This is a genomic window from uncultured Hymenobacter sp., assembly GCF_964242765.1.
In the GTDB taxonomy this organism is placed as follows: Bacteria; Bacteroidota; Bacteroidia; order Cytophagales; family Hymenobacteraceae; genus Hymenobacter.
In genome coordinates, this window is the sequence record NZ_CAXTBM010000025.1 from 48,263 (window position 1) to 68,087 (window position 19,825).

General features: G+C 59.6%; 9 protein-coding genes. 3 read left to right on the forward strand and 6 right to left on the reverse strand.

Annotated features, from left to right (window positions below; all coding sequences use genetic code 11):
- Nucleotides 1–175 precede the first annotated feature (175 nt).
- From ACFE7X_RS12435 to ACFE7X_RS12460, 6 genes are all read right to left on the reverse strand, one after another.
- The gene (locus ACFE7X_RS12435; protein WP_375435995.1) at nucleotides 176–2,320 is read right to left on the reverse strand and encodes a hypothetical protein; all 2,145 of its coding nucleotides are present in this window, start codon (nucleotides 2,318–2,320) and stop codon (nucleotides 176–178) included.
- A 336-nt stretch (nucleotides 2,321–2,656) separates the two neighbouring features.
- On the reverse strand, nucleotides 2,657–6,472 hold the full coding sequence (locus tag ACFE7X_RS12440) for a DUF4450 domain-containing protein (RefSeq protein ID WP_375435996.1): 3,816 nt from the start codon (nucleotides 6,470–6,472) through the stop codon (nucleotides 2,657–2,659).
- A 158-nt stretch (nucleotides 6,473–6,630) separates the two neighbouring features.
- On the reverse strand, nucleotides 6,631–8,133 hold the full coding sequence (locus ACFE7X_RS12445) for a RagB/SusD family nutrient uptake outer membrane protein (protein WP_375435997.1): 1,503 nt from the start codon (nucleotides 8,131–8,133) through the stop codon (nucleotides 6,631–6,633).
- A 103-nt stretch (nucleotides 8,134–8,236) separates the two neighbouring features.
- Nucleotides 8,237–11,458 carry a SusC/RagA family TonB-linked outer membrane protein gene (locus ACFE7X_RS12450; protein ID WP_375435998.1) on the reverse strand — a complete coding sequence of 1,074 codons (3,222 nt, stop codon included), beginning with the start codon at nucleotides 11,456–11,458 and terminating at the stop codon, nucleotides 8,237–8,239.
- Nucleotides 11,459–11,855: 397 nt separating this feature from the next.
- Nucleotides 11,856–13,373, reverse strand: coding sequence for a RagB/SusD family nutrient uptake outer membrane protein (locus ACFE7X_RS12455; protein WP_375435999.1), 1,518 nt, complete (start codon nucleotides 13,371–13,373; stop codon nucleotides 11,856–11,858).
- 26 nt (nucleotides 13,374–13,399) lie between these two features.
- The gene (locus ACFE7X_RS12460; protein WP_375436000.1) at nucleotides 13,400–16,624 is read right to left on the reverse strand and encodes a SusC/RagA family TonB-linked outer membrane protein; all 3,225 of its coding nucleotides are present in this window, start codon (nucleotides 16,622–16,624) and stop codon (nucleotides 13,400–13,402) included.
- 258 nt (nucleotides 16,625–16,882) lie between these two features.
- Between ACFE7X_RS12460 and ACFE7X_RS12465 the strand changes: the two genes are divergently transcribed.
- The 3 genes from ACFE7X_RS12465 to ACFE7X_RS12475 all read left to right on the forward strand — a co-directional run bounded on the left by ACFE7X_RS12465 (nucleotide 16,883) and on the right by ACFE7X_RS12475 (nucleotide 19,709).
- Complete coding sequence (locus tag ACFE7X_RS12465; RefSeq protein ID WP_375436001.1) at nucleotides 16,883–17,737, forward strand: helix-turn-helix transcriptional regulator; 855 nt, start codon at nucleotides 16,883–16,885, stop codon at nucleotides 17,735–17,737.
- Between the two features lie 125 nt (nucleotides 17,738–17,862).
- Nucleotides 17,863–18,780 (forward strand): NmrA family NAD(P)-binding protein, encoded by a 918-nt coding sequence (locus tag ACFE7X_RS12470; protein ID WP_375436002.1) that lies wholly within the window; start codon nucleotides 17,863–17,865, stop codon nucleotides 18,778–18,780.
- Between the two features lie 188 nt (nucleotides 18,781–18,968).
- Nucleotides 18,969–19,709, forward strand: coding sequence for a 3-oxoacyl-ACP reductase family protein (locus ACFE7X_RS12475; protein ID WP_375436003.1), 741 nt, complete (start codon nucleotides 18,969–18,971; stop codon nucleotides 19,707–19,709).
- Nucleotides 19,710–19,825: the final 116 nt, after the last annotated feature.

Below are 19,825 nucleotides of genomic sequence, written 5' to 3' on the forward strand. Positions count from 1 at the left end.
TTTGGCCTCTAGGGAAGATAAAACTAAACTTTCTCGCCAGTGGCCCGCTTAACGCAGCAAGAGGAGAGCACTCAACAACTGTTGTTGAGTGCTCTCCTCTTGCTGCGTTAAGCGGGCCACTGGTTTGGCAAAACTTAAGGAAAATACAAAGTGCTTTTGATGCTTGTGGCAGTCATTAGGGCATTTTGCTTAGGCCTTCCCATTTCACTTTCCAACCAGTTTTGGGGATGCCGGGGTTTTCTTCTTTGCAGCCATCATAGCCGGCGCACATGAGGGCCACGGCGGAGAGCAGGCCGCCATTACCAGGCAGGTAAATGGGCAAGCGGCCTTCCTGGTAATTGTGGCCGTTGGGCAGGTAGGTATTGGTTTGCACCTTCATCAGTAGGGCATCCACGGCTTTGTCGGGCATGCCGAGGCGGGTGGCCGTCATGGCGGTCATGGGGAAATCCCAACCCCAGGTTTTGTCCCAGCTCCAGTCTTTCCAGACTAGGTCGAAGGTGCGGCGCATGGTGGCGGCGTCGACCTGGCCGGTGGCGGGCATCATACCCAGCGCGCCCAGCACCGACGGATGGTCGGTTTTGAATTCGGGGTTGGTGTAGGAATCGGGGGCGCTTTCGGTGGCCAGGTACACGCCGCCGGCCTGCGGCAGCTTCGAGAGCTTTTGCAGCACGGCGTCCCACTTCGGATTGCGCGGCTGGCCCTGCCGGATGCGCCATTGCTGCGCGGTGTTCAAGGCCCAATTCCAGTAAACCAGCTCGAAGGTGGGGTTGAAGGTTTCCTCGGCCTTGAAACGTTCTTGCGCCGGAATAACGCCTTTGCCGAGGATGTACCGGTCTTTGTCTTTCTCATAAAACGGGAAGGAGGCCATGAAATCAGCCGTGGCCGCTACCCGGTCCTGGTATAGCTTCAGCGTAGCCGGATTGGGGTGGGCACGGTAGCTTTCTTCGGCGAAGTAGATGAAGTGCGGCTGCTGCCAAATCAGAAACGCGCCCACCGACGAGGGGCCTTCCTGGCCCCAAGGGTCAGTCATTTTCTGCCACCGTACTCCGTCGTAGCCCTGGCGCTGGGCAATGCCGCGGGCAACGCTCTGCACGTCGGGGCGGGCGTACCAGACCAGGCTTTGTTCCAGCAAGTCGGGGCGGCCCCAGAGCGCGAAATGCGCTGAGTGCCACCAATGCATTTCCAGGTGTGGCCGGCCGTACCAGCTGTTCAGCACCAAGCCCGTTTCTTGCGGTGGCTGCGAGCCGGCGCCTTGCAGCTTGGTCAGGTACTGCGACAACACGATACGCCGCTCCAGTTCCTTGGCCCGCGGGTCGGTGCTGCCGCTGAAATCAACGGCCCCGCCGCTTTTCCAGAATACGGGCCATTGCTGCTGGCTATTTTGGAGCGTGGCCGCGAAGGTTGGCACCGCCGTAGCACGCGGACGGGCCGAAAAGCGGCAAGACACTTCCAGCACCTTGTCGGTTTTGCTGGGTGTCAGCACGAACTCATGCAACTGGCCGGCCGCCAGCGTGGCGTTTTGCGGCCAACTCAAGGCGGCCACATACCGGGTGGTATCGAGCTGGTGCGAAATCAGGGCGCTGCCTTTCTTCTGCTCGGTTATGGCCGTTTTGTGCTGGTCGTTGTGCGAGTAGTCGGTACCCATATCGGCCCAGCCCGCCGTCGGGTATGGGAACCGCAGGGCTACTTTTAATTGCCCGGTTTTCAGCAGCTCCGACGCCACCCGCACCGCTACGGCGTCCTGCTGCTGATGCCCCACCGTCAAGACGTCCACCGGCACATTCTCGACCGTAAAGTGGCTTTTGATTTCACCCGTCCAAGGGTTCAGCGTTTGCCGGATGTTGCGAATGTCTTTGATGGTGGCAGGTTGGCCATTCTTTTTCAACACCACGAAGCCGAGGTTACCCAACTGCAACCGGTGCGGATTAACCCGCAGAAAATCCACGGCCTCCTTGTTGCCGGGCTCCTTGCGTTGCACCGAGTAGCTGACCTTGCGGCCGTTCAACTCATACTCGCGCAAGGTGGCGTCGAACTTGTAGCCTTCTTTGTTCGGGAAGCTGTGCCAGCCCCACTCCGACTGTGTACCGAGCGGCACCCCCTTTTCATAATACTGCGGAAACGTCTGCAAGCCCGTCACATCTGCCGTGAAAGCAAACTTGCCGTTCCCCACCGACAACGACGACAACGTATCTGTAGTGGTAAGTACTACCGTGTGGCGCTCCACTAATGCTTTCCGGTCGATGGGCGTTTTCTGCGCCATCAGGGGCTGCATGGAGCTAAGTAACAAGAGGCCTGAAAGCAGTTTGGGGAGAGGTGGCATAGATGGAAGTTTCAATGGCAGGCATTAGATTCTCTTACTGCGCAAATTGAAGTGTAGACTTTTGCGTCTGGATTTAGGCTACGATTAGAAGCTAGTTTCCCTCAAATGAGGAGGGGCTAGGAGTGATTGAACCTCGTTGCTTCTGCCGACCATCATGCTGCGCTGGTCGAAGCATCTCGCTCGAATCATTGCGCAAGCGTTGGAGTTAACCACCCTAGCAAGATGCTTCGACCAGCGCAGCATGATGGGCTGGTGGTGTCGTTCATTCGTTCGTCAATCATTCCTTACCTGAATCAAATTCTGACTTTAGCACAGCTTACTTCAATGTTTCAAAGACTATTCGCGAACCAGCGTTACACTCATTAGCCCAATCACTACATCGTTGGAAAGCGCTTTAAGGGTAAGGCTCTTGAGCTTCTTATTGGGGTTGAGCGGCAGGTCGAGGATGTTGGCGGCACCGCCATCAATAGCGCGGGTGCTGAAGCCTTTGATGCTGGTGTACTGCTTGAAGTCGCGGGTGATGAGGCCGGTTTTGAGGTGGACGCGGTAGGGTTTGGGGGCACCCGTGGTGAAGGCGAAATCATCCTGCAAATAGTCTTGCTCAATCGGAGCCCAATTGTCGGGGTTGCGCAGGGGCAGGGTTTCGGTGGACTTGTCGGTGTAGGTTACCACTACTTCGCCGTTGATGATTTGGCTTTGCATAGGATTGGTCGAGCCCGCCATGAGTAGGTAAGCATGCGAAGCCTTACCGCGAAGTGGCACGGTAGCTTGCTCGGCATAATTGTCCCACTGCGACACAAACAGAATGTTCTTTTCCCCGGCCGTGCCCGGTGTGCGCAGCGGCACACCCCAGGGCAGTTTGATTTCGTTGCCGGCGCCTGCCAGCTGGCGCAAACCCGCGTCGTCGATATTGGCTTGCGTGAGTGGATAGCACCAGTTGCCGATGCCCTGCGTGGGAAGTTGAAGTGTGGGGCCGGCTGGCCGGGGCGAGAGGTACTTGTTCTGGAAAATCTGCGTCACCTTATCGTTGAAATAGGAAGCCAGATTCACGGTTTCATAGCGAGCCTTGTTGTTGGCGGCGCCGCTGCCCCAATTCATTAGGGTTGTTTTGAGTTGCTGGCCTTTCCCCCACTCCACTTGTACGGTATTGCTGCCCATGAGCGTGCTAGCAGCTGGCACCTGCACTTCCTCGGAGAGGGCATTAGCGGGCACTTCCACGGTGATTACCAAGGCGTTTTTGCGGGCGCCCATCGTCACCTTAGCTGAGACGGGGGTAGCCGTGTGATTCTGCAACCGAAAACGCAGCCCGCCCACCGATTCCTTTGCCAACTCAACCGTTAGAGCCTCGCGCACTTCAATGGGCAAGGGAACCCACCACGTCAGGCCGCCCTGTTGGAGCTGCACAAACGCCGTACGGCTTCCCCTAGCGCCCGCCACCTGCGCCGTCAGCGCCGACTGGCTGGGTTTGGCATCAGCCAGCACCTGCTGTGGGTCGAATATTTTGGCCACCGTAGCGTGCGGGAAACGGACCACTAATGCGGAGTTGGAGGCATACGTGGGAGCCAGTGCCACGGCATCAGGCGCCTCTCCTTTCCACTGAATCTGCACCACGTATTCTGCCGCTAACTCGCTGTTAATTTCAATGACGGGTTGGCCCACGGCTTCCGCCACGTTTTTCCATTGCGCTGGCTGGCCGTTCACCGTCACCGCCCCTACCGTTGCGGTGCGGGCCTGCACTTGCAGGCGCAGCTTCAGGGGCTTGGCAAAGGTTGGCGTAATCGTGTACACGTCCTGCTGACCTTGGCGGCGGAAATCAAACTTTACGTCTGGTACGGATAACGCCGCTTCATTCCAGGCCGCGGGCAAACCGGGCCGAACAGTCAGCACACCTTCCAGGGCATTGGGCAAGATGCCGAACAAGCCTTCCACCAACGAGCGGGAAGCCATACCTACCGGGTCGGCAAAGTCGCGGTACAGTTCGCCGCGGTGGGCATCATAAAACGATACCTGCTGAAAATTACCGGGGCTCGAACCCAGGTACATACTTTCCAGCAAAGCACTTTTCCAAAGCTTGAAGGCCTCTTCGGTGCGGCCAGCCTGCCAATTGGCCAGCGTGGTATGCAGCACTTCCGCCATGGCCACATTATTAATCGACCAGTCGTAGGGCTGCCAGTTGGTGGTCGAGAGCAGGTAGTAACCCTCATCCGGCAGGCCCGCCGCCCGGACCGGAATGTGCGGGATTTCAGCGTCCACGTAGCGCAGCGCCTGGTAGGCCTGGAAAGCATCCGGCACCTGCGAATCGAGGGCGTGGTAGATGGTCCAGAGGCCGGCGGCGGGGTGCAGCTGCTTGAGGCCCAGCGCATCTTGGTATTCGGCGTACCAGCCTTTGGCGGGCATCCAGAGGTGACTATCAAGCGCCTGCTTGATGCGGGTAGCCTCCTGCCGATACGGCGCCGGGTTTTCGCCGATGCGCTGCGCGAGTTGCGCCGTCAGTAGGTTGGCCAGGTAGTTATAGGCCGACGAATGCGTGACGGCGCCGCCGCTGTATTGCAGGGCATCGGAGGCCCAAATGGCAGCGTAGGCGTCGTAGAGGCCGTCGTTGTCTTTGTCGAAGTTGCGCTTTTCCCAGGCCAGATGGCGCTGTAGCACCGGCCACATTTCCTTGGCAAACGCCAGATCACCGGTCCAGTTGAAGTGGCGCAGCAGTTCGTCGATAAACACCAAGTTCATGTCGTAGTGGTGGGGCCGGAAGTCGCCGCCGGGGTTGCGGCTGATGTAGCCGCTGCTGAACACGGCCGTACCCAGCTTCTCTTGGTGGCGGGCCAGATTCAAGGCCGTATCCATCACCACCGGGGCCGTTTCCGGGCTGGTGAGCTGCGACTTAGCGTAGGCCCGCAAGTGCGTTTGGGCCCGGTCGTGCCAGCCGAGCGGGTCGGCGGTGTAGGCGCCGCGCCAGCCGTTGAGCGGCATCCGCCAGGCAATGGCGCCGTGCAGGTAGCTAGGGTCCTGCCAAATGGCGTCGGCCGCAATGCTGAGCGCCCCACCCACGGTGTTGATGTACGGGTCGGGGGTGCTCACCTTGATGCGGCCCGCCAGCTTCTGCCGGGCAGCCTCCGCCTGTTCTAGGGCTTTCGGCAAATCTGCATACTGCAGCGCCGCCGCTTTCTGCGGAACCTGTACCGCAAAATACAGGGCTTCGCCGGCCTTCACCTTCAAGGTGCCCGCCAGTGCCGGGGCACCGGAAGCCGTGGAAGCGGCAAACTGCGTCGGCGACTCTTGCTGCGTGGCGTCGGCAACGTGCAGCGCGGCGCCGGGGGGTACTACGCCCACCAGCGTTTTGCGGGGCGCAGGCGCAACGGGTTTCCCCGACGAGGTGGGCTTGTGCTGGATTTCGTACCGCTCGGTTTCGGTGCCACCCACTGCCTCGCCGTAGGTTAGCGTGAACATGTTGCGCTGCAATTTAAACGCGTTGTTTTGGCAGTACTCCGGCTTTAAGTAAAAACTCGATTCCGGGTCGGCCCCGATGTCGCCGTCGCGGCTGAACTTCTTGCCCGTGACGCCGCCAAACGCCCATAGCAACTGCACCTGCCCGGCAGGCACATCGTCGAATTGCGCCCGAACGAGCAGGCCTTCGGCATCGGCCATAGCCTGCACTTCGAGCTGCAACTTGCCAGTGCCCAGCAACGGGTCGGAAATCTCATAAAGCATGGCACCGGGCCGGTAGCGGGCCACCACGTTGTCGGCGGTGATGAGCCACTTGCTGCGCCCGTCGGCGCTCAGCAAACCGAATTTCAGGTTGCCGCCCATGCCCGGCAAATACAGCGCAAACTCCGGCAAGTCACCGGCCTCCACCCGAAACGCGGTATTGGTGCCGTAGAGGGCCCGCGTAAACCGTTTGGTGCCGTTCCGGACGACGAAATCGGCGCCGTCGGGCTGGTAGCGGAGCGTGCGTGGTTGGTTGTGCCAAAGCGGCAGCGCAGGCGTGGCGGGCGTCTCGGACTGCGCCACGGCGAGATGCCCGGTCAACGCCCCAATCCCCAGCAGCGCACAAGCCAGTAGGCAGCAGAGTTGCCGCGGGCGGGGAAGACGTTCAACAAAGCTGCTTTTCACCGGCATTGCATTACCATTCAAGTACACATAATTAACCTGCAAGCCCGATTCTCCCCGGCAATGCGCCTGGGAAAACCGAGCTTACGTTATTTGCTTGGTATTCAGGCTCAATTCCTTTACACCAATAAAGCCTATTTGAGTGGCCTGCTTCACTTCGATAAGAAAAGCAGGCCCAACACAACCCGCTGCTTCGCTAGCTTCTAGTAGCCAGGATTTTGCTCGTACAAGCCGGGCACCGACGACAGCTCGTACTGTGGCACCGCGTAGATAATGCTGTTTGCGGTTATGTTGCGGGTGATTTTTTGGGCAACATCTTCCTTGGGAATCCAGGCGTTCATCACGTCCAGCACCAGGCCCGAGCGCACCAAATCGTGCCAGCGGAGGCCTTCGCCCACAAATTCGCGGCGGCGCTCCTCCATGAGCTGGGGCAGCGTAATGCTAGTGACAGCAGGCTGTCCGGCGCGGGTACGCACCTGGTTGACCAGCGCCACGGCATTGGCCTGCGTGCCGCCCACGTTGCCGCGCAGAATACACTCGGCTTTCATGAGCAGAATGTCGGCGTAGCGCATCACAATGAAGTTGATGGGCCAGTCGGTGCCCCCGGTGCTGCGGCCCGCGGCGCTAACGTACTTCTTGAGTACCGGCCGGTTTTCCACCACGCCGGCTTGGGTGTAGCCTTGCTGAATGCTGAACGTTTTGCGGGCATCGGTGGCAGCGTAGGAGTTGATCAGGTCCGTGGAAACAGGCTTGTTCTCGATGCCGCGGGAGTCGAACGGAATGCCCAAGAAAGTAAAGAAGTTTTGCGCTACCATCACGCCGGGGTGGGTAGCGCCGTTGCCCACGATGTACTGCACATCAAACAGCACTTCCGAGTTGTTTTCGTTGGTATAAGAGAAGACGTTGGGGTAGCTGGGTACCAGCGAATACGCGGCCGTATTGGTGCGGTTGATAACCTCATCGAGCAGCGCCGACGCCTTGTCGTACTCGTTCAGCCCTAGGCCGGGCCCCTCGATATTGTAGGTCGGGCCGGAGCGAGTGAGATACACCAGCGCCAGCAGGCCCTTGGCGGCGCCAGTGGTAGCCCGGCCCACGTTGGTGCCCGTGTAGCTGGGCGCCAAATTGTCTTTGGCGAACTCCAGGTCACTGATAATCAAGTCGTACACTTCGGCCACCGAAGCCCGCGGAATTTTCGATATCTCCTGCGGAATCAATGCCTTATCGACGACGGGTACTTTGCCGAACATGCGCACCAAATCGAAGTAGTGGAAAGCGCGCAAAAAACGCGCCTCCGCCTCGTAGCGCCGGCGCAAAACCTCGCCGCCCACCGCGGCTCCGTTGGCGGCTAGCTGATCGAGGAACGTGTTGGCCCGGAAAATAGCCCCGAAATCCGAGGCCCAGGTGTCGGCCAGATACGGGTTGCCCGCCAGCGTGGGGTTGAAGTTGTTGATGGCGTCCCAGTCGCGCACGCCTTGGCTGCTCACGCCGTAGATGTTGTCGGACCGAAGCTCCGACATAATCAGAATGCGGTCGGGGTAGCCCCGTAGCTGGCTGTAGGTGGCATTGAGGGCCTGCTCGAAGTCGGCGGCCGTTTTGTAGAAGTCCGGCACCGAACCGTTGGAAATCGGTGTGAGGTTCAAATCTTCTTCACAGCTGCCCAGCGTGAGTAGGCAGGCGGAGAGCAGCAGGAAACATATCTTTTTCATGGAAATATCGAGGAGAAGCAAGGAGGGAGAAGTGGAAAACCGACGGATGGCAGGCCAACGACGAACACGGGCCGCACCCTCTGGCCTTTAGGTTTTGCCTTCGTTAGAAAGTAAGGTTCAGACCCAAAATCAGCGACTTAGCCAAGGGCAGCCCCCCGTAGTCGACGCCCGAGGTGAAGCCGCCGCCGTTGTCGGTGTTCACGGCATCGGGGTTGTAGCCGCCGTAGTAGTTGTCGTGGCCGAAGAAGTTTTCGGCCGTCACGTACACGCGGGCCCCCTGCGCCACCTGTTTGTTGATGATGCGGCCTAAGTCGTAGCCCACCGTGATGTTGCGGATTCGGTAGTAGTTCGACGAGTACAGCCAATCGGTGTTTTTCAAGAAGCCGAAGTTGGTGGCAGCTTTACCTTTGATGCCGGCCCCTGGATCTTCTTCGGAACGCCACCGGTCACGCGAGTGGCCCAAAGCATTTTCCTGGAAGCCCACGCTGGTCCGGTCGATGGCGCGGCCGAGCAGCGAGTAGATGTAGCCGCCATTCTGGCCCTGAATCAGGAAGCTCAGGTCGAAGCCTCTGTATTTGAAGGTGTTGGTGATGCCCCAGGTGTATTTGGGGCTGGGCTGGCCTACTATCACCCGGTCGTTGGTGTCAATCTTGCCGTCGCCGTTGGCATCTTCGTAGCGGGGGTCGCCGGCGGTTTGGTTGCCGTAGCGCGGGGCTCCCCCATCGATATCCGACTGGCTCAGAATGCCGTTCTGCCGCACCACAAAAATGGCGTACAGCGGCTGGCCAATCTCAATAACATTGTTGGGCTCGTTGGTGACGGAAGGCACTTCAATCCTGGTCTGGCCCTCGCCTAACTTGGTTACTTTGTTGGCGTTGTGGCTGAAGTTGATGGAAGTGGTCCAGCTGAGGGCATTGTTGAGGTTGGTGGTATTGAGTTCCACCTCCCAACCTTTGTTAACCACTTCCCCGATGTTCACCAAGTTGGTGGCGAAGCCCGAAGCCGTCGGGATGGGCACGTTCAGCAGCAGGTCTTTGCTGGTTTTGGTGTAGTAGTCGAACGAGGCGTAGATGCGGTTCTTGAGCAAGCCGAGGTCCACTCCAAAATCAATGGTCCGGTTTTTCTCCCACCCAAGTTCGGGGTTGAACACCCGGTTCGGGGCCTGGCCCGTAGCCAAAACGCCGGCCGCGCCGCCGAACGTGTAGTTGTTGAAGCCCAGCGTGGCAATGCTGTTGTAGTCGCCGATGCTGTTGTTGCCCGACAAGCCAATGCTGCTGCGCAGCTTCAGTTCGCTTAACTCTGTTACATCCTGCATGAAATTCTCTTGCGAGATGCGCCAGCCCAGCGAAGCCGCCGGGAAAATACCGAACTGCCGCTCTTTGCCAAACCGCGACGAGCCGTCGCGCCGGATGCTGGTCGAGAGCAGGTATTTACCTTCGTAGGCGTACTGCAAGCGGCCGAAATAAGAAATCAGGATGTTCTGGCTTTCGGTGGTGTTGTTGCTGCCCGTGCCCGTGATGTTGGTGGCCGCGTTGAGCGTTGTGACGGTGTTGTTGATGAAGCCGCCCGTGGCCGCCAGGCGCACGTTGTCCAGCTTCGAGACGTTGTAGGCATACCCCACCAAGCCGGTTATATCGTGCTTGTCACCAACTACTTTGCTGTAGGTCGCGGTGTTTTCGTTGACCAGGGTTTGGCGGCGGTAGCTGCTGTACGAGCCTGAAGCCTGCGAATTGGCAAGGGTGCGCCCCGGCGGCTGGTACGACTTGGCGGTTACGTCGTTGTTGTCGAAGTTGAGCGAGGAGCGCAGCCGCAGGCCAGATACGGGCTCGTACTCGGCGAAAATCGTGCTCAGGGTCCGGAAAGCGTTGGTTTTGGCAATGGCGTTTTCCATTACCGACACCGGGCTGGCCGATGAAGTGCCCCAGCGGTACGCATCGTTTTTGCCGTAGCCGCTGGCCACACCGGCGGTGTCTTCCACCACCGGCGCCATCGATACGAGCTGGTGCAGGCGGTTGTCTTTGCCTTCCACGCCGGGGTCATCGGTCACCGAGTACGTGGGCGTCATATTCAAGCCAAACTTCAGCCGGTTGTTGGCCTTGATTTCCACGTTGGCCCGCGCCGAATAGCGCTTATAGCCCAGCCCTACTACCATGCCTTGCTGGCTGGTATAGTTGCCGGAAACGTAGTAGTTCACGTTTTCATTGGCCCCGCTGGCAGCTACCTGGTAGCTCTGCGTAACGCCGGTGCGGAAGGCTTCGTCTTGCCAGTCAATGTACTGGAGGCCGGGGTGACCTGGCTCCAACCACCGCTCATCAATCATTTGGGTGGGTTGGATGCTGGTTACGCCCAGAATGCGCATACGCTCCGCCGTGGTCTGGCTGGCCGTGCGGGCCGGGCCCGCGGCCGGCGACGAACGTACCCAGTTGGTATTGATAACCTCAGTGGCCCGTTCCACCCATTCTTCGCTGCTCAATAAATCTAGCTTTTTGGCGGCCTGCGAAATCCCGGCGTAGGTATTGAGCGTGATTTGCGGCTTACCCGAGCGGCCTTTCTTGGTGGTAATGAGCACCACCCCGTTGGCCGCCCGCGAGCCGTAGATGGCCGCGGCGGCAGCGTCTTTCAGCACCGTAATATTCTCGATGTCGTTGGGGTTGATGTTGTCGAGGGGGCTACCGTTGGCAAAGCGCCCGCCCCCGTTCTGCGACACATTGTCGAGCGGGAAACCATCAATAACATATAGCGGCTCGTTGCCGGCCGTAATGGAGCCCGCCCCCCGAACCTGCACGCTAAAGGCGCGGCCCGGCACGCCGGTGTTTTGCTTTACTTGCACCCCCGCCAACTGCCCCACCAGCGCCTGATCGACGCGGGCAATGGGGCGCTCTTCCAGCCGGCTGGCATCGAAGGTGGCGACGGCCCCGGTTACATCGGCTTTCTTCTGCGTGCCGTACCCCACTACCACTACCTCATCGAGGCTCTTGGTGTCTTCGGCGAGCTTGATACTCACCTTTTCCGGCCCCACAAACCGCCGTTCCTGGGTCTGGAAGCCGATAAAGCTGAAAACCAAAGTACCCGTCGTTTCGGGCACCGACAGCGTGAAGCTACCGTCGGAGCCCGTGGTAGTGCCAATCGTGGTACCCTTCACTACCACGGTCACGCCGGGCAGCCCTTCGTTGTTTTGGGAGACAACCCGACCGGTTAGCTGCCATTCCGCTACTTTATTGGATGTAGCACGGGCCTGAACGGTAGTAACTCCCGCGCTAGCCAGTAGCAGCAGAGGCAGGCAGACCACCAGTTGGCCGCGCCGCCATGTGTAGTTTTTCTTCATGAGCAATAGGTGGGAAAGTTTTAATAGGCAGACCAGAGTACAGCGCTGGTTTACTTTAAAAGTATTCACTTACTCACCTGCAACTCTCCTGTACCGTACCGCTTACTACCACAGAGTAGCAGTTAATTTTCCTCGTTAAATCTTGTAGCAAGCCCACCCTATAGGCTGCTCTCTGCTTGGCCTGGCCAACGACAAGTGGTGGCGCCAACGGTCGAGAAGGCGCTACCTTACCTAGCGGCACTGCTAAGTGGCATTAGCCAATCAATCAGTGCTTTAGAGCATCAACTACCAGCAGGGCCAACGAACCGCTCCACCCGAAATACACTAGCCGAAAACAAAAAAGCGTCATGCCGGGCAGAACCACAGCATGACGCTTTCCTCACTTCACTTGTTGTTTTTAGTAGCCCCTATTCTGCTCATAGAGGCCAGGCGCGGCGCTTAGCTCCGACTGCGGCACTGGGTAGATAATCTGGTCGGCGGTCATCAGACTCATGCGCTTGCGGGTGTCTTCCACCGGAATCCAGGCGTTCATCTTCGTCAGCACCAAACCTTCTCGCACCAGGTCGTGCCAGCGGGAGCCTTCCCCGGCCAGTTCGCGGCGCCGTTCCTCCATGAGCTGGGGCAGCGTCACGTTGGTAAGCCGGGCCGTGACGCCGGCGCGGGCCCGCACTTGGTTTACAATAGCGTCCACGTCGGCCTGGGTGCCGCCCACGCCGTGCAGAATGCACTCGGCCTTCATCATGAGCACGTCGGTGTAGCGGAGCACTATCCAGTTGATGGGCCAGTCGAGGCGGCCGGGGCCCCGCAGGTTTTCATTGAGGTATTTCTTCATTAACCAGCGCGTTTCGCGGAAGCCGGTGGTACTCAGGTAGCCCTCCGCAAAGTTGAAGGTCTTGCGCACGTCGCCGGCCGGATACGAGTTCAGCAGCTCATTGGAAATGGGCCGGATTTCAAGCCCGCCCGAGGCGTAGGGTATTCTTAGGAATGTGAAGTACGCATCGGGCACCAGCAAACCCGGAAAGTCGCTGCCCAGGCCGGTGCCGCCGCCCTGAAACTGAATATCGAAGATTACCTCCCGGTTGTTTTCGTTGGTGTACGAGAAAATGTCGGGGTAGGAAGCCAGAAACGAGTATTTGCCGCTGTTGAGCACGTCGTTGAGCAGCGGCAAAGCTAGGCTGTACTCGTTGGTGTTCAAACCCGGCCCCTCGATGCCGTAAGTCGGGCCCGAACGGGTTAGGTACACTAGTGCCAGCAAGCTTTTGGCGGCGTTGCCCGTGGCCCGGCCCACATTGGGTTTCTCGGCTGCTACGGCGTTGTCGTAGGTGGCGGGCAGTGAGCTGATGGCCGCTTGCAGGTCGGCAATAATCAGCTTGTACACGTCTTCCACGGGGCTACGCGGGATTTTGGCTACGGCATCGGGCAGCAAAGCGGCTTCGTAGACAGGCACCTTGCCGAAGTAGCGGACCAAGTCGAAATAGTAGAAGGCGCGCAGAAACTTGGCCTCGCCCTCGAGGCGCGGGCGGGCGGCGTCGCTCACCACACTACCGTTTAGGGCTAGTTGGTCCAGCACTGTATTAGCCCGGAAAATGCCCCGGTAATTGGTGCTCCACGCCTCCGAAACGTAGGGGTTGTTGGCCAGGGCCGTCGAGAAGTTGTTGACCGGCGCCCAATCACGCACGCCCAAGTCATCGACGCCGTAGATGTTGTCGGAGCGGGTTTCCGACAGGTTCAGGGCCCGGCTGGCGTAACCGGTGAGCGGCTGATACGCCGCGGCCAGCGCCTGGTCGAAATCAGCTTGGCTGCGGTAGAAAGTAGGGGTCGAGCCGCTGGAAAGCGGATTTTGGTCTAGCTCTTTCTCGCAGCCGCTTAGCGCAAGCCAGGCAGTTGCCGCTAGCAGATATATCGTCTTTTTCATTGGATACGGGAAGGTAAAGGCGAAGCTTAAAAGGTGAGGTTCAGCCCTACAATCAGCGACTTGGTTAAGGGCAGCCCGCCATAGTCCACGCCTACTGGGAAGCTGTCGTCGCCGCCGGCGGTGTTTACGGCTTCGGGGTTGAGGCCCCCGGTGTACTTGTCGCGCCCAAAGAAATTCTCGGCCGTTACGTAGAGGCGGGCCCCCTGCGCCACGCTCTTCTTGATGAGCAGCCCGAGGTCGTAGCCCACCGTGATGTTGCGAATCCGGTAGTAGTCCGACGAGTACAGCCAGTCGGTGTTTTTGATGCGGCCGAAGGTGGAGTAGGCTTTGCCCCGCAAACCGGCGCCGGGGTTGTCGGGGGAGCGCCACCGGTCGCGGTAGAGCCCCAGCACGTTGTCGGGCTGGCCGGTACCGGTGCGGTCAACGGCCCGGCCGAACAGCGAGTAGATCGAGCCCCCATTCTGGCCCTGCACCAGGAAGCTCAAATCGAAACCTCTGTATTTGAAGCTGTTGGTGACGCCCCAGCTATAGTCGGCGTTGGGGTGCCCCACAATCTGGCGGTCGTTGGCGTCGATCTTCCCGTCGCCGTTGTAGTCCACGTACTTCGGGTCGCCCACGGTTTGCGGGCCGTAGAGGGCCGCACGCTGGCTTACATCAGGATTATTGAGGTCGGCATCAGTGAGAATACCATCCTGCTTCACCACGTAGATGCTGTAGAGCGGCTGGCCTACCTGCAAGATGTTGTTGGGAATATCAAAGGCCGAAAGCACCTGAATGGGAGCATTTTCGGCGCCCAGCCGCACCACCTTGTTGGTGTTGTGGCTCACGTTCACGGAGGTAGTCCACTGGAAGGCGCCCACCAAGTTGCGGCTGGTTAGTTCCAGTTCCTGCCCCCGGTTCAGCACTTCGCCGATATTGGTGAGCTGCGTAGGAAAGCCCGCGCCCGCCAGTACCGGAATGTTGAGCAGCAGGTCTTTGCTGGTTTTGGTGTAGTAATCAAACGAACCCGTAATGCGGTTTTTCAGCACCCCGAAATCAAAGCCCACATCGTAGGTGCGCGACCGTTCCCACTTCAGGTTGGGGTTGTTGACGCGGTTGGGAGCCTGCCCGTTGAACTGCGTGCCCCCGTAGGTGTAGTTGTAGATGCCGAGCGTGGCAATGCTGCTGTAGTCGCCGATGCCGTTGTTGCCGGAGTAGCCCACGCTGGCCCGCAGCTTCAGGTCGCTGATTGGGGTCAGGTTTTGCATGAAGTTCTCCTGCGAGATGCGCCAGCCCACCGAAGCCGCCGGGAACACCCCGAACTTGGTGTTTTCGCCGAACCGCGACGAGCCGTCGCGCCGAATACTGGCCGACGCCAAGTACTTGCCGGCGAAGGCGTACTGCAAGCGCCCGAAGTAGGAAATCAGGACGTTCTGGGTTTCGGTGGTGAAGTTGTTGGCCGTGCCGCTGATGGTGGTCGCGGCGTTGAGCGTCGTGACGGCGCTGTTCACGAAGCCGTTGGAGGCCGATAAGGCCTGCGCGTTCAGCTTGGTGAAGTTGTAGGAATAGCCGGCCAGCCCCGTCAGATCGTGCTTGCCGCCGAGCGTCTTCGTATACGTCAGCGTGTTCTCGGTCACAAAGGTTTGCTTGCGGAAATTGCTGAAGGAGCCGGTAGCTTGCCGGTTGCCCAGGCTGCCGTTCACGAAGGCCGGGCTGTAAGCCTTGGACTCGGCATCGGTGTTGTCGAGGTTGGCCGTCGAGCGGAAAGCCAAGCCTTTAATGGGCTGAAACTCGGCGTAGATGGTGCCCAGCGTGCGCAATGTGCGGGTGTCGCCGATGGCGTTTTCCAGCACCCGAATCGGGCTGTTGCGCGTGAAGCCCCAGGCGTAGTTGGTGAAGTTGCCGGTGTTGGTGTTCAGGCCGGCCGCGCTTTCCACCACGGGCGAGGTGGAAATGATGTTTTGCATCAAATTGTCTTTGCCTTCCACCCCGGGGTCGGAGGTGACGGAAAAAGACGGCGCCAGATTCAAGCCGAACTTGAACTTGTCGCTGGCTTTCACTTCCACGTTGGCGCGGGCCGAGTAGCGCTTGTAGCCCAGCCCAATCACCACGCCGTCCTGCTTCTGGTAGTCGCCCGATACGTAGTAGTTCACGAAGTCGCTGGCCCCGCTGGCCGAAAGCTGCACGTCCTGCGTGAAGCCGGTGCGGAACGCCTCGTCCTGCCAGTCCACGTAATCGAGGCCCGGATGGTCCGGTTGCAGCCACCGCTCGTCGATCATCAGGCTTGGGTTGATGGTATTTACCCGCAAAACGGCTTGGCGCTCGGCCGTGGTCTGGTCGGCACGGCGGCCCGTCCCGGAATTAACCCAGTTGGCGTTGATTATTTCGATGGAGCGGTCAACCCACTCCTCGGAATTCAGCATATCCAGCTTGCGGACCGCCTGCACAAAGCCCGCGTAGGTGTTGAAGTTAATTTTGGGCTTGCCCGACCTCCCGCGCTTGGTGGTGATGAGCACCACGCCGTTGGCAGCTCTTGAACCGTAAATGGCCGCCGCCGCCGCATCTTTGAGCACCTCGATGTTCTCGATGTCGTTGGGGTTGATGTTGTCGAGCGGACTGCCCGTGCCAAAGCGGCCCGACGAGTTCTGCGACGCCGATTCCAGCGGGAAGCCGTCGATAACGTACAGGGGTTCGTTGTTGGCGGTAATGGAGCCCGAGCCCCGCACCTGCACCGAAAAGCCCCGGCCGGGCACGCCCGTTGTTTGCTTGACCTGCACGCCCGCCAGCTGCCCCACCAGCGCCTGATCGACGCGGGTTACGGGGCGCTCAGTCAGCTTCTCGGCATCAAACGAAGCAATAGCCCCGGTTACGTCGCCGCGCTTCTGCGTGCCGTACCCCACTACCACTACCTCATCGAGGTTCTTGACGTCTTCGCCCAGTGTTACCGTGACGGGTCCTGGCCCCGTGAAGCTTTGCTCTTTGGTTTGGAAGCCAATATAGCTCAATACCAGCGTGCCGGCTTTCTCGGGTACGGACAGCGTGAAGGTGCCGTCAGCGCCCGTCGAAGTACCAACCGTCGTGCCCTTGAGCACCACCGTTACGCCCGGCAAGCCTTCGTTGGTTTTGGAAACCACGCGGCCCGTTATCTGCCATTCCACTACCATCTTGGTTGACGGGCGGGCTTGTACTGCGGTTACTCCGGGCCCGGCCAGGAGCAGCAGGGGCAAGCACACCGCGAACCGGCCGTGCTGCCGCTTGTAGTTTTTTTTCATGAGCAGTATGGGTAGGTTTTAAAATCAAAGAGCTGCTAATGACTACTCTAGTCAACACGAAGCTATTTTATCAGCGCTCCGAAACTCTCCTGTACCGTACCGGCTTAGCTGTTTCAAGTGAAATTTATTATTCAATAAAGAATAGGAATACTCAACTTCTTGCGCCCTGCCTCCCCGGTATCAGAGCCGAGTTTACGAGCTGAACATTCAAGGCGGCCCCCGGTTGAATGTTGATTCGCCTGCCCTTCTACTGCCCCGATGAAATACGATTCCGAAATGTATGCCCGCCCGGCACTTGTAAGCAGCAAGGACCTGGCGTGGCCGGGTTTGCGGGTGGAGCGGCACCAGCTAGACTCGATAGAGCTGCCTGCGCACTACCACGAGCAACACCTGCTGCTGCTGCACCAGGGAGTTGCGCCCGTGACCTCGCGCCGGCAGCAGGGTAGCCGCGTGGAGGAAGCGGTATTTCGGGCCGGTGATGCCGGGTTGTACCCCGGCGGCGAATACGGCGCAATAGTTTGCAGCGGGCCAACCGACACGATTCACTTGTACCTTGACAATCAGTACCTGGAAAACCTGGCCCGCCAGGGCATGGACCTCACCCACTTCGGGTTGCGCGACCGGTACAAGTTCGAGGATGCGCTACTGAGTGAACTAGGGCGGCAGCTACTAGGCGCCGTGGGGGCGCACCATACGCTGGGGCAGCTCTACGTCGAGATGCTAACCAACGCGCTGTGCGGCCAGCTGATTGAGCACCACGCCACTTACGAGCGGCGCGTTGCTGCCGGCCCCCAACTACCTAGCTCGGTGCTGGCGCGCCTTGAGGCGTACTTGGAGGCTCATGCCGATGCCCCCGTAACGCTGGAAACCATGGCTGGGCTGGCGAATCTGAGCGTGTTTCACTTTGCCCGCCGCTTCAAGCAAACCACGGGCGCCTCGCCCTATCAGTACGTAATAAGCTGGAAAATCCGGCGGGCCCGGCAGTTGCTGCGCGCCGCTGATGCTCCCATTGCCGCCATTAGTGATGCGTTGGGCTTTGCTTCGCCGGCCCACTTTTCGGCGGCCTTCAAGCGCAGCGTGGGCCAGAGCCCGCGCGAGTTTCAACGCAGCTAGGCGGGGCGAGAAAAGCAAGAATTTGAAAGAAGAAAGCAAGAAGTAGCGCAGGCCCGGAAACGAGAGCAACAACCTTTGTGGCATCCAAGAAGAGCGCTTTTCACGCTCCTAAACCCACAAAGCAAATGAAACCTATTATTCTAGTAGCCGGCGCGACGGGTGAACTCGGCGGCCGAATTAGCAAGGCACTGCTTATGCGCGGCGCGGCCGTTCGGGCCTTGGTGCGCCCTAGCTCCGACGGCAGAAAAATAGAGGAGCTAACGGCCCGCGGGGTGGAAGTTGTGCTAGTGGACATGAACGATGTGGCGCAGCTCACGGCAGCCTGCACGGGCGTAGCCTGCGTGGTTTCGGCCTTGCAGGGTTTGTACGACGTGGTGGTAGACGCCCAATCGGCGCTGCTTGATGCGGCCGTGGCCGCCGGGGTACCCCGCTTCATCCCCTCCGACTTCTCGACCGATTTCACCAAGCTGCCCGCCGGCGAAAACCGCAACTTCGATTTGCGTCGCGAGTTCAAAGAGCGCCTCGACCAGGCGCCCATTGCCGCCACCTCCATCCTCAACGGAGCCTTCGGCGAGATTCTAACTTATAATATCCCTCTGCTCGATTTCAAGAAGAAAAGCGTCGGGTATTGGGAAGATGCCGATTGGCGCATCGACTTCACCACTATGGACGACACGGCTGCTTACACAGCGGCGGCGGCCCTCGACCCCACCACCCCGCGGCTTCTACGCATCGCCAGTTTTCAGCTTAGCGCCCGCGAACTGGCGGCGGTTGGCGAGCAAGTAACCACGGAACCGTTTGCGCTGGTCCGCATGGGCAGCCGGGCGGAACTGGCGACGCATATCCAGCATGCGCGGGCCGCACACCCGGAAGGCGAGTTGGAACTCTACCCCGCGTGGCAACAGATGCAGTATAATCTGAGCATGATCAGCGTGCAGCACGACCCGCTCGACAACAACCGCTACCCGGATGTAGAGTGGACCAGCGCGCCACACCTGCTGGCCGCAGCATTGCAAGCCCGGGCAGCTTCAGCAAGCCGGTAAGTACTACTGACGCAGGCTCGAGTTTGTGACCTCGACAACAAGCTTGACAAATTTTCGGCGGTGGCAGGTTGGGCAGTGCCCCTGCGAACCGCTATGTGTTATGCGTAGGGTCGCCCCCGTCTAGCCCTCCCCTGCTTTTCCATTATCAATGCCTCGATGCACAGTTGCGGCTCTTCTTTGATTCCAGTATGTCCCGATTCACCAACAAAGTCGCCCTGGTTACGGGTGGCAGCCGCGGCATTGGCGCGGCCATTGTCCGGCGCCTAACCCAAGAAGGGGCGGCCGTTGCTTTCACCTACGTTAGCTCCACTGCCAAAGCGGAGGCCCTGGCCACCGAACTCACGCAACAAGGGCTCCGGGTTCTGGCCCTGCAAGCCGACAGTGCCGATTCGGGGGCCGTCACGGCGGCTGTCGAGCAGGTGGCGGCTACCTTTGGCCGGGTTGATATTCTAGTCAACAACGCCGGTATTTCCAGCAATAAGCCTTTCGAGGAATATACGCTCACCGAGTTTCGGCAGCTGCTAGCGGTGCACGTGGAGGCGCCTTTCGTGGCGGCCCAGGCGGCGTTACCGCATATGGTGGCCGGTGGCCGCATCATTACTATCGGCAGCAACCTGGCCGAGCGAGTACCCACCGCCAACGCCACGCTCTACGCCACCACCAAAGCCGCCCTGCTCGGCTTCACCAAGGGCTTAGCCCGCGACGTAGGCGCGCGCCGCATCACCGTGAACCTGATTCAGCCTGGCCCCATCGACACCGATATGAACCCCGCCGATAGCCCTTATTCCGACTGGCTCCGCGCCCAGATGGCAATTCCCGAGTTTGGCCAAGGCGCGGATATAGCCTCCCTGACCGCCTGGGTTGCCAGTGAGGAAGGCCGTTTCGTAACCGGCTCCATCCTTACCATCGACGGCGGCATGAACAGCTAGGTGGCGCGTCTAGGTTAGCCGTTTACCGGCTCGTTTCAAGCAGTTGAGCTACTTGAAACGAGCCGGTAAACGGCTTTTCCCAGTGCCAAGCTGAGGTCCGAAAGTCGAAAAAGCTC